Origin of the sequence: Glaciimonas sp. PCH181 (assembly GCF_003056055.1) — a bacterium.
Taxonomy (GTDB): domain Bacteria; phylum Pseudomonadota; class Gammaproteobacteria; order Burkholderiales; family Burkholderiaceae_D; genus Glaciimonas.
The window spans coordinates 726,354-739,850 of the sequence record NZ_PYFP01000001.1; the positions used below are offsets into that span (position 1 = coordinate 726,354).

Genomic DNA, 13,497 nt, shown 5'->3' on the forward strand with positions numbered 1-13,497 from the left:
GTCATTATGCAACAACAATTAAACGACGTCGAAAAAGCATCCGTCCCGGTCAGCGCACCGGCTCAGCCGGAACGGGCCGATTGGACCATCGATCAGCAATGGGAAAATTACACCGCAGAAGAACATGCAGTGTGGAAGACACTTTTTGAACGTCAGACCAAGCTGCTGCCCGGCCGTGCCTGCGATGAGTTTGTCGCCGGGATGCATGCCTTGCCCATTGGCGCAGATCAGATTCCCGATTTTCGGCGTTTGAGTGAGGTATTGATGCAGCACACCGGTTGGGAGGTGGTGGCGGTGCCGGGGCTGGTTCCAGACGAAGTGTTTTTTGAACATCTGGCCAATCGTCGTTTTCCCGCAGGTCAGTTCATACGCAAGCCCAATCAACTGGATTACCTGGAAGAGCCGGACGTCTTTCACGACGTTTTCGGGCATGTTCCGATGCTGATGAATCCAGTTATTGCTGACTACATTCAGGCTTACGGCGCGGGTGGTTTGAAGGCGAAGCAGCTTGGCATGCTAGAGCAATTGGCAAGGGTTTATTGGTATACGGTCGAATTTGGATTGGTCGAGCAGCCTGATGGACTGCGTATTTATGGCGCGGGGATCGTCTCGTCGTATACCGAATCTATTTTTTGTTTGGATGATCCTTCTCCCAATCGGCTGCGTTTCGATCTCGAACGCGTCATGCAGACACGCTATCGTATCGATGATTTTCAAGAGACCTATTTCGTCATTCCGCATCTGGAAACGCTATTGGATTTGGCCAAGATCGACTTTGCTCCGCTCTACGAAAAAGTAAAGCATCACCCGCAATTTGAGCCGGGAGACGTCCTGTCAACGGATGTAGTGCTGACAGCGGGAACGTCAAATTATCATCGTGCCAAGCGCTAACGCACATCTAAATTTCAGAGGTATTTTATGGATTTCAACACGCAAACCGTCGTGATTACCGGCGCAAGCGGCAATCTGGGTCGGGCCGTCGCCCGTGCATTCGCACGCCAAGGTGCAAACCTGGTTCTTCTCGGCCGCAAAATGGAAAGTCTCGAAAGTGCTTTCGGGCCGCCGGGAACGCAGCGGTTATATGTGCCCACGGATCTTCTCGATCCCAAGCAGGTGCAGGCGGCTGTAACGGCGGGCATCGCGCAATTCGGGCGTATCGATATCCTCTGCAATATTGCAGGCGGTTTTCGGATGGGTTCATTGGTACACGAAACGTCAGATGATGATTGGGATTTTCTGATCGACATCAATGCACGCAGCATGTTGCAGATGGTGCGTGCCGTGGTGCCGGGCATGCTGGCGGGCGGAAGCGGCAAGATCATCAATGTCGGTGCCAATGCCGCTCAGAAGGGCGTCGCGCAGATGGGGGCGTATTGCGCCTCAAAAGATGCTGTGATCCGCCTAACGGAAGCAATGGCGGCAGAACTAAGGCAATCTAATATCAACGTCAACTGCGTGTTGCCGAGCATTATTGACACGCCGGAGAATCGTTCTGCCATGCCAGCTGCCGATGCCAGCCGTTGGGTCGCGCCGGAAGCATTGGCCGATGTGATTACCTTTTTGGCATCCGATGCGGCACGTGCAATTTATGGCGCGTCAATACCGGTGACGGGACAGTCTTAAACGGACTTTTCCGACAATGACGAATATTGAATGCGTTGTTTGTTTTCTGTCGGTTGCATGACGTGATCCAACGGCAGGATAGTTGTTTGCTTGATTTTTCGTAACGTTATATTTGATTTCACATTGGTTACGCCGGGTAAACGCAACAAATGCATCGTCATGAATTCTGAAAACGACGTCAGGTCCGAGGTCACGATGCGCAGCATATAATCGGCGTCACCGGCCAGCGAAAAGCATTCAAGCACCTCCGGCAGTTTCGTAATGTCATGTTCAAATTTTTCACTCGATGTGCCCCCTTGCCGGTCTAGCGTCACGTGCGTAAATGCCACCAAATGCAGACCGACAGCAACAGGATCGAGAATGGCAGCATAGTGATCAATAATGCCGCCTTCCTCAAGACGCTGTACGCGACGACTAACCTGCGACGTGGAAAGATGTATTTTTCCGCTAAGAACGCTATTTGTCGCATGCCCATCCTGCTGCAGTTCCGCGAGCAATTGCAAGTCAAACCGGTCAACGGTAAGTGCGGACATAATTCTTTCCTCTTTGAAAAGTAACGCAATAATTAACGCATCTCGGTGTGATAGGGCGCTATTGTCAGATTAAATAATGCCGCAACAAATAGCGCCGTATTCAATGGCTTCGCCGTGAGAATACAGTGTCGTTAAAGCCTGATCAATAGTCGGCTATCAAATAGGTGGGTCAGCGCAAAAGCGCTTTTGATTGTGGCTAAATATCGTCAAAAGTCTGCGATAGAAGAATCTCCCCACCTCCCCATATTGGTCTCGTTTCTCCCCCGATTATTTTCGGCCTACCAAAGCTATGGGACAGGGTATCGGCTTGGGGGATCATCTTCCGGAAGATCCGGCGTTCGAACAAGGTGGCAATAGCGCGGTACTGCAAAAAGGCAGTTGGGGCGCTGCCTTGGTAGATGAACTTATTCCAGCGCCCGGCGACATTTGCGTTGATAAACTTTATTGCTTTGAAGTGCATTGTTTTATACGATCTGGATAACCGTTGCCGCCGCAATTAGGTTTGCCCTGATTATTTTTTAATATCGGGATAATACTGCGGTGCTTCGCGGCGTTCGAACATCCCGTAATCCCGCACCACACGCACCCGACGACGGCGTCTCGCATTGTCCGGCAGATTAGCAGATGCTTCGTATGCGATAGCAGCATTTTGATCTCGCCAGGACATCAGCAGAATCAAATCGCCGGGCGACAACACCGCATCAAATACATCCCAGGCGACAAGGCCGGGAGCGCTCGCAGGAAGCCCTAACCAGATGGCGATATCTTCGGCGCTAGCGTCCACATCCAATTCATCCGGCCGTTTGGCATCAATCAAGACTATCGTGGTGGCATCACCAACTTCAGTCTCATCCAACCGTTGTTCTTGCAGCGTGCAGCCATCGGGCAGCCGGGTATCTTGCGTCAATTGACCGACTCTCAGATGGTAATCGTGCATGACCTCAGCACGACCTTTCTCTTGCACGTCGTGATGCACCGCCTGCGTGCGCCAACGAACTAGCGCTTTCTCATCACGCCATCCCGATAACGACAACAGCCAGCCTTCGCGGGTGAGGCTGCGGTAACGGATGTTGTCAATAAATCCCTCAACCTTTACCAGTTCCGGGCGGAGTAGCTTGGCATAGCCTAAGTAGGCATCCCATTGATCTGATTTGGGATGAACTTCAAAAAGAACTGAAAACATCGTTGCCTCCTTACGTATTCTGCGATTTGAAGATAATTCAAATTTTGAGCTTAATTTTTGATGCTGATTCGGGTTGTCTTTTTACATCGAAAAACATCAAAAAGCTAACAACTTTGTTCATAAATTTATCAATAATGCAAAATAAAACAGATTATTGTTTGCACCAGTGCAGTGCCTGGTGCACGAATTTTGTGAGTATAGAGATGCGCGGAGGAAATGTCTCGAAGGGAAGGGTTGCCCCAGATTTGTGCGATGTTAGCTATTAGTTTGGTTAATGGCTGGGGCAGTATAAATGACTTGTGATAAAAACGTAGAGGCCCAAGAATCACACCCATTGAAGTAGCCGTTGATTCTCGCTAGAAATAGTCTTTTCAGGAAACACAGTTTGCCGCAGTCTGGTTTTCAGTCAACATTTAAACTAATCGCGGGATTTTTTACAGGTTAGTGAAAACGGTTCGTGACAAGAGTCGATTTCACGGGCGGCAAACGGCAGCTACATCTGCGAACAAATTTTGACATAAGAGAGACGAAAGTGAATACATCAGAGATTAAGCGGGTGGCAGTGGTGAGCTTTGAATTTGAGGGAAACAGTTTCTCGCCCAAAGTGTGTGGTCGACCGGAGTTTGGTCTTTATGCAGAAGGCGAGGCAATCTGGGACCTGATTGACGGTAATCCGCTGGCGATTTCCGGCGGTGTCGATGCGCTCAAGGCTGACGGCGGCATAAAATTAATTCCCATTTTATTGGCGCACGGTGGTTCTGGTGGCACTGTAGAACCGCATTTCTATCGTGAAACGGTCGACGCCATTTTGAAGGGTATTCGCGAGCAGGGGCCATTTGATGGACTCTATCTGGCCTTGCATGGCGCGATGATTAGCCCTGGCGTCACCGACGGCGAAGGTCAGCTACTTGAGGCAATACGTTCGGTTGTCGGCTCGATGCCGATTATCGCGTGCAGTCTCGATCTGCATGCAAATGTCACGCCGAAGATGGTGCAGGCGGCGAACATTCTGGTCGGCTACGAAAACTATCCACATGATGATGTCTACACCACCGGACAACGGGCTGGTGATTTATTGGTCCGCACCTTGCGCGGCACACTTTCGCCCGTCATGCGCATGGTGCGTCTTGACATGTTGGTTCCGGTCCCTGGTGGTTCAACATTGGGCAATGCTCCGCTGGCAAAGTTAAAGGCGTTTGCACGAGGATGCGAAAACGATGGAGTTGTATCGACGAGCTATTTCACCTGCCAGCCTTGGCTGGACGACGATGCAGCGGGCAACGTCGCGCTAGCGATCGCTCATGACAGCGAAGCGCTGGCCGAACGGACTGCACGTGTTATTGCCGACAAGCTATGGGCGTTGCGCGATGAATTTGTGTTGCCGCTATTACCGGTGCAAGACGCAATAGAAAAAGCTATTCAAGCGCATGTTAAGCCTGCTGTTTTGGCAGATACCGGTGACAGCGTCGGCGCTGGCTCAACTGGGGATTCCGCCTATGTCCTGGCAGCCTTGCTGACTCATGCATCTGACATTAAATGCGCAGTCTCCATGGTGGACCCGGACGCGGTAGCTAAGGCGATTGAAAGCGGCGTTGGTACTGAGGTCGAACTAGCGCTTGGCTTTTCTGCGGATCCGCGTCACGGCGCGCCGTTGAAATTAAGAGCCAAAGTCTGCAATGTGCACAATGGCAAATTCACGTATGCCGCCGGTCCTGCGGCAGGCGTGCAGGGCGATATGGGACCGACAGTGGTTCTTGGCATTCAAGGGATACGGATTCTGGTGGCTAGCAAAGGCACCTACGAATATGCAGACGAACAATTTCGCGCGGTGGGAATTAACCCAGACGATTTCGCTATCGTTGTTTTAAAAAATGGGATGAATTTCCGCAATTTGTTGAAGGATGGCAGTTCCTGGTATCTGGTGGATAGCGCCGGTTCCTCTTCAGCAAATCTGGCGACCTTGCGCTGGCAACACCGTCCTTCACCGTTTTGGCCGCGTGACATTGAAGTGAAAAGTCTTTCCCAGCCATAAGCACAGGCAGTAAAAAGTCTAAAAAACCACCCTCGCAAACCGAGCGCAAATAAACAGATGGAGATAAAAGCCGCACTTGATCGGGCCAACAGATTCCCTATTTTTGAGGGTAACAGTGGACGAGCAAGGATCGGAAAACCGCTATGATGAATGAAGACAAACTATACAAACGCGTGACGCTGCGACTGATACCATTTTTGGTTCTGCTGTATTTGATAGCGTACATTGATCGGTCGATTTTAGGATTTGCCAAGCTCTACATGAATGTAGACGTCGGTATCAGCGATGCCGCTTATGGCTTCGGCGCAGGACTATTTTTCCTGGGCTATATTATTTTCGAACTTCCTAGTAATGTCATTCTTGTAAAAGTCGGCGCACGGAGGTGGTTTGCGCGCATCATTGTTACGTGGGGCGCGATTACGATGGCAATGGCGCTGATACAGGGACCAACGTCTTTCTATCTCCTGCGATTTCTATTGGGCGCTGCCGAAGCGGGCTTTTATCCGGGTGTTCTGTACTACCTGACACTCTGGTATCCAAAGCGCCGCAGAGGTCGTATATACGGTTATTTCTTTTTTGCCCAACCACTTGCGCCGTTGGTTGGCGGCCCGCTAGCCGGAGCGATACTGGGAATGAATGGCATGTTAGGCATGCATGGATGGCAATGGGTATTCATTCTGTGCGGCTTGCCTGCGGTCTTGCTTGCGTTACCGACACTGAAATTGCTGCCTGAAACGCCATCCCATGCAAAATGGCTGGAGCCGCGCGAGGCGCAATGGCTGGAAGCGGAAATTGAAAAAGATGCGGCAGGTATCATCGTCGAGAAATCGCATTCCCCGCTGAGTGCGCTGAAAAACCCACGCGTATTATTGTTGGCCTTCGCTTATGTTCCGATTCCGCTTTCAATCTACGGACTTTCGTTATGGCTTCCAACGCTTGTTAAGGGATTTAATTCCTCCGATTTAATGACTGGCTTCTTGTCTGCGATTCCCTTTTTATTCGGTGTCATTGGTCTGCTAATTGTTCCAAGAAGTTCAGATAAGTATAACGAACGCTATGGCCATATCATCGTATGCACATTGCTTGCAGCTGCTGGTTTAGTCGGTGCGGCGCTATCCCATTCGCTGGTGCTTCAACTGACATTTTTGTGTATGACCGGCTTTGGTATGTATTCAGCGTCCGCCGTATTGTGGACTTTGCCAAGCCAGTTTCTTGTGGGTACGGGCGCTGCTGCAGGCTTGGCAGTCATTAATTCAATCGGGAATCTTGGCGGTTATCTCGGTCCATTTGGGATCGGTCTGATTAAGGAATACACCGGCAGCTTGAGTTATGGCCTGTACTTCCTGGCGGCGACATTAATACTGGTAATCGTACTGGTCTTACGCCTCAGAGCAATGGGTGAACTCGGCTCTGAGAAACACGCCACCGTTGCTCCTGCTGTAAGCAGTTAATCTGAATACGGCTCCTAAACTGCGGCCCTCTTCCATTAGTTTAGCTTTATCGTTCTACGTTTTTTTGGAGTAAAAATGCACAATACGATTTCTATAGATATGGCGCTGTTCCATGAAGCGCACATCGCTTCTCTCAGAGAAGACCTTGCTTTGGCGCTGCGTGCAGCTGCGCATCACGGCCTCGGTGAGGGCGTTTGTAATCATTTCAGCGTTGCGCTTCCGCAAGATCCGAATAAATTTCTGCTCAATCCACGCGGATTAATGTGGCAAGAAGTGCAGGCCGATGACATCGTCATGGTCGATAGCAACGGCAAGCGCCTGGCGGGTCGCTACGACATTGAACCGTCAGCGATGTTCATTCATGCAGCGATTCATCGCATCACGAAAAAGAATTGCGTCCTGCATTCGCATATGCCAAATGCCACAGCACTGACGTTGACGCGGGCCTGTTCTCTCGACACTACCTTATCCCAAAATGCGATGCGTTTTCATGGGCGCGTTATGGTTGATCACCATTACAACGGACTTGCGCTGGATCATACCGAAGGTGAACGCATTGCCAATGCAATGAACGGTGCCGATATAGGATTTTTGGGCAATCACGGCATAGTCGTCTGCGGAGATCGACTGGATTACGCCTACGACGATTTGTATTATCTGGAACGTGCTTGCGAGTCGGAAGTTATCGCCCGCTCTACCGGTCTGCCGCTGAATCCCGCGTCGCTTGAAATCTCTAGGGAAGTCGCTAGACAGAGCAGTGGAGAGCGTCTGCAATCAGAGCTATTTTTTAAGGCCTTGCGGCGCACGCTTGGTTGATGCCGTTTGATACTTAATAGACGCGGTTGGATTAATACGATTGGTTTAATAAACAGCGCGGTTACTAGAGCGCTTGTAACGATTGTTAAGTGGACGCAACAGCAATGCTTGTTGCATTAACCAGAGGAATTTGTTGTGGTTGAAATGGTATATGGCAAAACGATAGCGGATTGGGTTACCGCTTTTCCGTTAATAAAACCTCTGATGAAAGGAGAAGCGATTGCATGGTTCAATCCGGCGATTGCTCCTATAGCGCAAGCGCTTGACGATATCCCGCTGACTGCTGCTGACGTGAGCGATGCAAGTGCGCGGCTTCAACGATTTGCACCGTATTTGATGGAGGTTTTTCCGGAGGTTACAAAAACCAATGGCGTGATCGAATCGGAGTTAATTCGGGTGGATGCATTCTCACGGGAGGTACAAAAAATAACCGGGATTAGCCATCCGGTCTCGTTGTTATTAAAGAAGGACAGCCACCTTCCGATAGCCGGTTCTGTCAAGGCGCGTGGAGGTATTTATGAAGTCCTTTTTTATGCTGAAAAACTGGCTCTGCAAGAAGGCTTGCTGAAGACGACAGATGACTATCGCTTGCTCAATCAAGCAGCTTGTCGTGCGCTCTTCAGTCGACATAAAATTGCGGTTGGTTCGACCGGTAATTTGGGGATGTCGATCGGTATCATGGCGGCCAAGCTCGGTTTTGAAGCCACGGTACATATGTCATCCGATGCCCGCCAATGGAAAAAGGATAAATTACGCTCGCATGGCGTGGTCGTTGTTGAACACGCCGGAGACTATGGCCAAGCGGTCGAGCAAGGCCGGAAAAACGCCGAAAGTGATCCACTTTGTCATTTCGTCGACGACGAGAACTCGATGACGCTGTTTCTTGGTTACGCTGTTGCTGGCGAGCGTCTGAAGGCGCAATTTGTCGAAGCTGCGATCCGTGTGGATGCCGAACATCCTTTGTTTGTTTATTTGCCTTGTGGCGTGGGCGGCGGCCCCGGGGGAATCACCTTTGGATTGAAGTTGGCATTTGGTGATCACGTGCATTGCATATTCGCAGAACCGACACAGTCGCCCTGCATGCTGATGGGCGTGTATACCGGCTTGCACGATAAACTGGCCGTGCAGGATTTTGGCATCACCAATCATACCGCTGCGGATGGACTGGCTGTCGGTCGTCCATCAGGATTCGTAGGCACTGCGATGCAACGGATGATTGACGGCTATTACACCCTTACCGACGATGAAATGTTTTCGCTCCTTTACCTGATGCAAAAGACGGAGCATTTACAGTTGGAACCATCAGCGCTAGCAGGTGCAGCGGGGTTTAGCCGCGTTCTTTCCGAGAAACAAGGATATCGAGAGCGATTGGGTCTAAGCGATACGGCCTGGTCAAATGCAAACCATCTCATTTGGGCTACCGGCGGTGGAATGGTGCCGACTGCGGAATATGAAAGTTATCTGGCAAATGGGAGGCGCGTCATACCGAAGCGCTGAGCAATGAAGGAGGGTAGGCTTTCCGGTCAGACGTTGGCTGTTCAATAGAACTTGTATCATTGTGACCTTTTAGTATCAAGGCTTTCGGCGACTACTGCAAAAAAATTGACCACACAGCAGGTCATGACGGCGGAAGCTGGTGGTTATAATGCGCAATACAAGAATTGCTAGGAATATGACATGCTTTCGTCGTCAATGATGGTGTGGCTGCGGAGTTTTGATGCGGCAGCACGGCATGGGAACTTCACACGTGCCGCTGCCGAGCTTTGCGTATCGCAGGGTGCCATTAGCCAACAAGTTAAATCGCTGGAAAATGCCCTGCGGCGACCTCTATTCATTCGTGGCCCCCGATCGCTGACACTCACGCCAGAAGGGGAGCGGCTTTACGCCGTAGCGCGTGATGCGTTCAGGGCGCTTGATGCCACACTAATCCAACTACGTCGAACCGAAGATCGTCACGACGTTTCGTTAAGCTGCTCTCCTTCCTTCGCGATGGGATGGTTGATTCCCAAGTTAAATAATTTCTTCCGTCAACACGCAACAATACATCTCAAGATACACGGCGAGTTTCACGGCCTGGATCGCTCCAGACTAGTCCGGGAAGGATTGGACGCGGCGGTGCGCTATGACCTGGGACGCTACACCGATTTAGAAGCGCGCAAATTTTTAGACGAATGGTTACTACCAGTCGCCAGCCCTGAATTTATTAAAGAACATCCAGAGCTAATATCACCGTCTGACCTGCGCCCAGAATGGCTACTTCACGACTCCAGTCCTTGGGAGGGAGCTTCAGAGTTTGAGGAATGGGAGTATTGGCTGGAACAAGTTGGCGTCAGCAGCCCCGATCTGGCATCAGGACGCCATTTCAATCTATCGCAATTAGCGCAAGCCGGCGCGGTAAATGGGCAAGGTGTAGCGATGGGGCGAGCAGCGCTAGTTTTGGACGATCTGATGAGCGGCCGCCTTGTTGATTTGTTTGGCATCTGCGTACCATCGGGAGCCGGCTATTTCTTTGTCACAGAAGGCAGTGTCCAAGGTCCGCTCGCCTCCGTTGAAGCGTGGTTGTGCGGCGAGGCGAAAGCTTACCTTGATATAGTTAAACGTGTTTTGCCGTATTTGCGGTAAAAGCTGGGCTGGTTAAATCGTTTTCTTCGTCGCTCTACCGCAGACGGCAGGCGACGTATTACATTAGCAAGCGAGAATATTTAACGCGGATATGTTTGGTTTTTACGGTTCGAAGAAACTTCATGCCCTGATACACAGCCGCTGATTGACCTAAGTCTTTAATTCTATTGGTCGGGACGGTAAGATTCGAACTTACCACCCCTTCGATTCCATACTACTATTTTCAAAATTAGATTTATGGATGGTAAGGAGGCGTTAGTGATTGGTGATCAGTTGCAGCGTTTCAAGGATGCAAGGCTTGGACACCTTTCCAGGGCCGAAAGGAAAATTCAAGTATCAAGTATGTTTCCGAATCGGAACCCAAAAAGCTAAAAGCTCAGTTAGCAAAAAAAGCAGGGCCGAAAAAAGAAGGAGTCAGCATCGGAATTACGGCAGCAAATATACCGGCTTCTTCATGGGTTGCACCTGCACATATAAGCCGGACTACGACAGCCGATAGTGTTCGAGAGCAGTGGGTTTATTCAAGTGGTGGCTACATATATTTCACAGACGGCGTGATAACGGCTATTTAGAACTGAGGGATCGGTAAACCTTTTCAATAGGTGACTGGCGGGGGCTTCGGTCACTCGCCATTTTTCTGTGCACACGAAAAGTTTAAAAAATTGCCGCAAATTTTTGGGCAGACGGGTGAGAGAAATATAAAAATTACCCATCAATAAGTCACTTTGAAAGCGGATGGGACTCGCTAACTTTGGTCCCGAGGGTGGCAAATCAATAGAACTGACAAGATGCACGGTTTTGCGCGATAATGCTTCAATAGTATGAACTAATCATACTATTGAAGCTTAACTTGGGAGATGACATGGGAACTATACGCAAGACCATCACTTTGACCGATACGCAAGACGGCTGGATTAAGTCTCAGATAGCCGCTGGCGGCTATACCAATGACAGCGAGTACATCCGTGACTTAATCCGACGTGAACAAGAACGAAGCGTTCATGTCGAGGCCATACGTGCCGATCTGATTGACGGCGAAGACAGCGGTGAGCCAAGATCATTCGATGCCGCAGCATTCAAGCAGCGCATGTTAACGACACATGGCTGAGTATCGGCTTACTCCCGCAGCTGAACAAGATCTTGAGGGAATCTGGGCTTATACCTTTCAGCACTGGGGCGTAGATCAAGCCAATCGCTATACAGACATGTTGGTAGATGTCTTTGAAGTTCTGGCTCAAACGCCCAAAACAGCTCCATCATGTGACCACATCCGGCCCGGCTATCGTCGTCAAGGTGTCGAGCATCACGTGATCTATTTTCGCATCACGAACTACGGTATCGCCGTAATTCGTATTCTGCATGACCGTATGGATGCCTCACGCTATCTGTGACTCACGTCTCTTTTAACGTGCGTATATCGATGGCACGTTGCCAACAAAGATAAGACATATCCACCAAGCAGCAAAATGTTGGCCCGCTAGAGATAGGGGGCATCTTGGCACCAATCAGGCTGGCCGCACGGATAGCAGCGATTTGCGTATGGGTGGGCAGGATGGTTCGACGTTTAACTGCATAATCGGATAAGTCGAGCTGGGTGATTGGATTATCCTCGCGAAGCCCCAGTTCCGAAATCGCGAATTTGAAGAGCTTGTGCATCAATCCACCGTACTTACGAGCGGTATTTGGTTTGTCTTTGAAGCTGGCACGAATGAAGTCAGCACAAGACTTCGTAGTTACCAGTACCACATCAAAGTCCTCAAATACGTACGTCGGCGATCACATATAATTATGCCAATGTAGTTAATAATTGGCGACGCCCAACGATTTTTCTTATTTCCTAGCTGAGCGCTTTACCTCTTTCAGCGCCCGTTTGAACATTTTCAATTCGCTAGCAGCATAAAGTTGATTCCGTCCCAGTTCGCTACTCGCTTTGATCTTGCCATCGCTCACGTAACGTCGAAATGTCGACATTGAGACTTCCAAGTATTCGGCAGCTTCTTGAGCCGTTAACTCGGCAGTTGCCAAGTGACCGAACACTTGTTCATGGGTGGCATTTTCATCGCCAAATGCATTGGAAGTCAGCAATGTAAAAAAGCGAGAACGCTCATTTACAGGCATGGTTTTAAGATCATCAAAAAGTTGTTCTGCAGTCATTGTGCGCATGTTATTTCCTCTCGGACTTCAAATACCGTTTGAGCTCATCATAAAAATTTTCATGGACGCCCAACTGGTAAAAATCAATTATCAGTATTTCAATCTCAGTGCTTTGCCGCTGTTTCTGATCCGTAGGCGGCCTATACGCCATCAAATATTCCTGACGATTGAATGTGAATTTATAAACCCAAATTCCTGTTAGGTCGCCGGTTTTCGGGACGCCGCTTTCTGGATCATCACAAACCTCGTCAACAGCGTCCTCAATTGCCATTTGCAGCGCCGTATGCGCTTTTTTAATATACTTGGTAAAAGGTTTTTTGTAATTTCTCAGAATGGATCTATATTAGTTCACTTTTGACTCTAAATCAAGTCATGTTGTTTGAATCGAGCGAGGGTAAATGGCTTGGACGACAAGTTTTAGTGGCAATCGACGTGCGTATGATCTTGTCAACTTAACCAGTTCTTACTGCAGTCGGACTTCGGTTGGTGTGTTTAAAGCTTTCCAAAAGAAATTTCTTCAGCTTATTAGACAACGCAATCTCAATATATTTGTACGCTAACGCCGACACCAAAACGGTCAGCACGAAAGCGAGAACAACCAGCGTCAGGCCGTAACAATCCCATTCAAATAGTGGTGTGCGTTTCATACCCAGGTGGGCGCAGTCTTAGTGGTAGAAGCCGACGGCGTTGGCCAACCAATTGTGACCAAATGATTTGAATGAAAACTCTCGCACAATCTGATCGCGCAAATTGTCTGCAGTCGCAACGGTAAATATGGGAGGAGTGAAAAAAGGTCGGAATTTAATGCGGAGAGAATTGGCCATTTTTTAATGGCGCATTGAATGTCTTAAAACGGCGCAAAATGGAAAAACAGCACTGTATATTATACGTTTGTATAATATACAGTGCTGCGTTTACATACAGGTTTTAAGCTAACCCTTTGATTCTATTGGTCGGGACGGAGTGATTCGAACACTCGACCCCTTGGACCCCATCCAAGTACGCTACCAGGCTGCGCTACGCCCCGACTAGCCTGCTATTATAGCAGCGCAAAAGCGCTTTTAATCCACTTGGATTGTGAAA

Annotated in this window: 14 protein-coding genes and 1 tRNA gene; 9 read left to right on the forward strand and 6 right to left on the reverse strand. The window is 49.5% G+C overall.

The genetic code is table 11. The annotated features are described in order from the left end of the window. Positions 1 to 6: 6 nt before the first annotated feature. Both phhA and C7W93_RS03195 read left to right on the forward strand, forming a co-directional pair. A complete protein-coding gene (gene phhA, locus C7W93_RS03190; RefSeq protein ID WP_108438718.1) occupies positions 7 to 891 on the forward strand; it encodes a phenylalanine 4-monooxygenase in 885 nt (294 codons plus the stop codon). A 27-nt stretch (positions 892 to 918) separates the two neighbouring features. Next, the gene (locus C7W93_RS03195; protein ID WP_108438719.1) at positions 919 to 1,623 is read left to right on the forward strand and encodes an SDR family NAD(P)-dependent oxidoreductase; all 705 of its coding nucleotides are present in this window, start codon (positions 919 to 921) and stop codon (positions 1,621 to 1,623) included. On the opposite strand, the gene C7W93_RS03200 is transcribed toward C7W93_RS03195, so the two are convergent. Together C7W93_RS03200 and C7W93_RS03210 are read right to left on the reverse strand one after the other, a co-directional pair. Next, complete coding sequence (locus C7W93_RS03200; RefSeq protein WP_108438720.1) at positions 1,620 to 2,156, reverse strand: Lrp/AsnC family transcriptional regulator; 537 nt, start codon at positions 2,154 to 2,156, stop codon at positions 1,620 to 1,622. The two genes, C7W93_RS03195 and C7W93_RS03200, sit on opposite strands and share 4 nt — an antisense overlap. 511 nt (positions 2,157 to 2,667) lie before the next feature. Beyond that, positions 2,668 to 3,339 carry an antibiotic biosynthesis monooxygenase gene (locus tag C7W93_RS03210; RefSeq protein WP_108438722.1) on the reverse strand — a complete coding sequence of 224 codons (672 nt, stop codon included), beginning with the start codon at positions 3,337 to 3,339 and terminating at the stop codon, positions 2,668 to 2,670. 532 nt (positions 3,340 to 3,871) lie between these two features. Here C7W93_RS03210 and C7W93_RS03215 point away from each other — a divergent pair. The 7 genes from C7W93_RS03215 to C7W93_RS03245 all read left to right on the forward strand — a co-directional run bounded on the left by C7W93_RS03215 (position 3,872) and on the right by C7W93_RS03245 (position 11,651). Then, positions 3,872 to 5,371, forward strand: a complete 1,500-nt coding sequence (locus C7W93_RS03215) for a M81 family metallopeptidase (protein WP_161539867.1) — start codon at positions 3,872 to 3,874, stop codon at positions 5,369 to 5,371. Between the two features lie 143 nt (positions 5,372 to 5,514). Further along, on the forward strand, positions 5,515 to 6,822 hold the full coding sequence (locus C7W93_RS03220; RefSeq protein ID WP_108438724.1) for an MFS transporter: 1,308 nt from the start codon (positions 5,515 to 5,517) through the stop codon (positions 6,820 to 6,822). Positions 6,823 to 6,897: 75 nt separating this feature from the next. Continuing rightward, complete coding sequence (locus C7W93_RS03225; protein ID WP_108438725.1) at positions 6,898 to 7,638, forward strand: aldolase; 741 nt, start codon at positions 6,898 to 6,900, stop codon at positions 7,636 to 7,638. A 144-nt stretch (positions 7,639 to 7,782) separates the two neighbouring features. Continuing rightward, positions 7,783 to 9,135, forward strand: a complete 1,353-nt coding sequence (locus C7W93_RS03230; RefSeq protein ID WP_108440452.1) for a D-serine ammonia-lyase — start codon at positions 7,783 to 7,785, stop codon at positions 9,133 to 9,135. 180 nt (positions 9,136 to 9,315) lie between these two features. After that, positions 9,316 to 10,260 (forward strand): LysR family transcriptional regulator, encoded by a 945-nt coding sequence (locus tag C7W93_RS03235; RefSeq protein WP_225869737.1) that lies wholly within the window; start codon positions 9,316 to 9,318, stop codon positions 10,258 to 10,260. Positions 10,261 to 11,122: 862 nt separating this feature from the next. Then, a complete protein-coding gene (locus C7W93_RS03240) occupies positions 11,123 to 11,368 on the forward strand; it encodes a type II toxin-antitoxin system ParD family antitoxin (RefSeq protein WP_108438726.1) in 246 nt (81 codons plus the stop codon). Continuing rightward, positions 11,361 to 11,651: a type II toxin-antitoxin system RelE/ParE family toxin gene (locus tag C7W93_RS03245; RefSeq protein ID WP_108438727.1), complete on the forward strand. Its 291-nt coding sequence runs from the start codon at positions 11,361 to 11,363 to the stop codon at positions 11,649 to 11,651. Before C7W93_RS03240 ends, C7W93_RS03245 begins: the two co-directional genes overlap by 8 nt. A gap of 1 nt (position 11,652) precedes the next feature. On the opposite strand, the gene C7W93_RS03250 is transcribed toward C7W93_RS03245, so the two are convergent. The 4 genes from C7W93_RS03250 to C7W93_RS03270 all read right to left on the reverse strand — a co-directional run bounded on the left by C7W93_RS03250 (position 11,653) and on the right by C7W93_RS03270 (position 13,441). Then, the gene (locus C7W93_RS03250; RefSeq protein WP_108438728.1) at positions 11,653 to 12,006 is read right to left on the reverse strand and encodes a hypothetical protein; all 354 of its coding nucleotides are present in this window, start codon (positions 12,004 to 12,006) and stop codon (positions 11,653 to 11,655) included. An 84-nt stretch (positions 12,007 to 12,090) separates the two neighbouring features. Beyond that, positions 12,091 to 12,423, reverse strand: coding sequence for a helix-turn-helix domain-containing protein (locus C7W93_RS03255; RefSeq protein WP_108438729.1), 333 nt, complete (start codon positions 12,421 to 12,423; stop codon positions 12,091 to 12,093). Between the two features lies 1 nt (position 12,424). Continuing rightward, the gene (locus tag C7W93_RS03260; RefSeq protein ID WP_108438730.1) at positions 12,425 to 12,748 is read right to left on the reverse strand and encodes a type II toxin-antitoxin system RelE/ParE family toxin; all 324 of its coding nucleotides are present in this window, start codon (positions 12,746 to 12,748) and stop codon (positions 12,425 to 12,427) included. Between the two features lie 616 nt (positions 12,749 to 13,364). After that, positions 13,365 to 13,441: transfer RNA gene (locus tag C7W93_RS03270), tRNA-Pro, on the reverse strand. Between the last annotated feature and the right edge of the window lie 56 nt (positions 13,442 to 13,497).

Excerpts from the sequence above, each read along its gene's own strand:
- phhA (WP_108438718.1), top strand. The coding sequence starts at position 7 with ATGCAACAACAATTAAACGACGTCGAAAAAGCATCCGTCCCGGTCAGC.
- C7W93_RS03195 (WP_108438719.1), top strand. The coding sequence starts at position 919 with ATGGATTTCAACACGCAAACCGTCGTGATTACCGGCGCAAGCGGCAAT.
- C7W93_RS03200 (WP_108438720.1), bottom strand. The coding sequence starts at position 2,156 with ATGTCCGCACTTACCGTTGACCGGTTTGACTTGCAATTGCTCGCGGAA.
- C7W93_RS03210 (WP_108438722.1), bottom strand. The coding sequence starts at position 3,339 with ATGTTTTCAGTTCTTTTTGAAGTTCATCCCAAATCAGATCAATGGGAT.
- C7W93_RS03220 (WP_108438724.1), top strand. The coding sequence starts at position 5,515 with ATGATGAATGAAGACAAACTATACAAACGCGTGACGCTGCGACTGATA.
- C7W93_RS03225 (WP_108438725.1), top strand. The coding sequence starts at position 6,898 with ATGCACAATACGATTTCTATAGATATGGCGCTGTTCCATGAAGCGCAC.
- C7W93_RS03230 (WP_108440452.1), top strand. The coding sequence starts at position 7,783 with ATGGTATATGGCAAAACGATAGCGGATTGGGTTACCGCTTTTCCGTTA.
- C7W93_RS03235 (WP_225869737.1), top strand. The coding sequence starts at position 9,316 with ATGCTTTCGTCGTCAATGATGGTGTGGCTGCGGAGTTTTGATGCGGCA.
- C7W93_RS03240 (WP_108438726.1), top strand. The coding sequence starts at position 11,123 with ATGGGAACTATACGCAAGACCATCACTTTGACCGATACGCAAGACGGC.
- C7W93_RS03245 (WP_108438727.1), top strand. The coding sequence starts at position 11,361 with ATGGCTGAGTATCGGCTTACTCCCGCAGCTGAACAAGATCTTGAGGGA.
- C7W93_RS03255 (WP_108438729.1), bottom strand. The coding sequence starts at position 12,423 with ATGCGCACAATGACTGCAGAACAACTTTTTGATGATCTTAAAACCATG.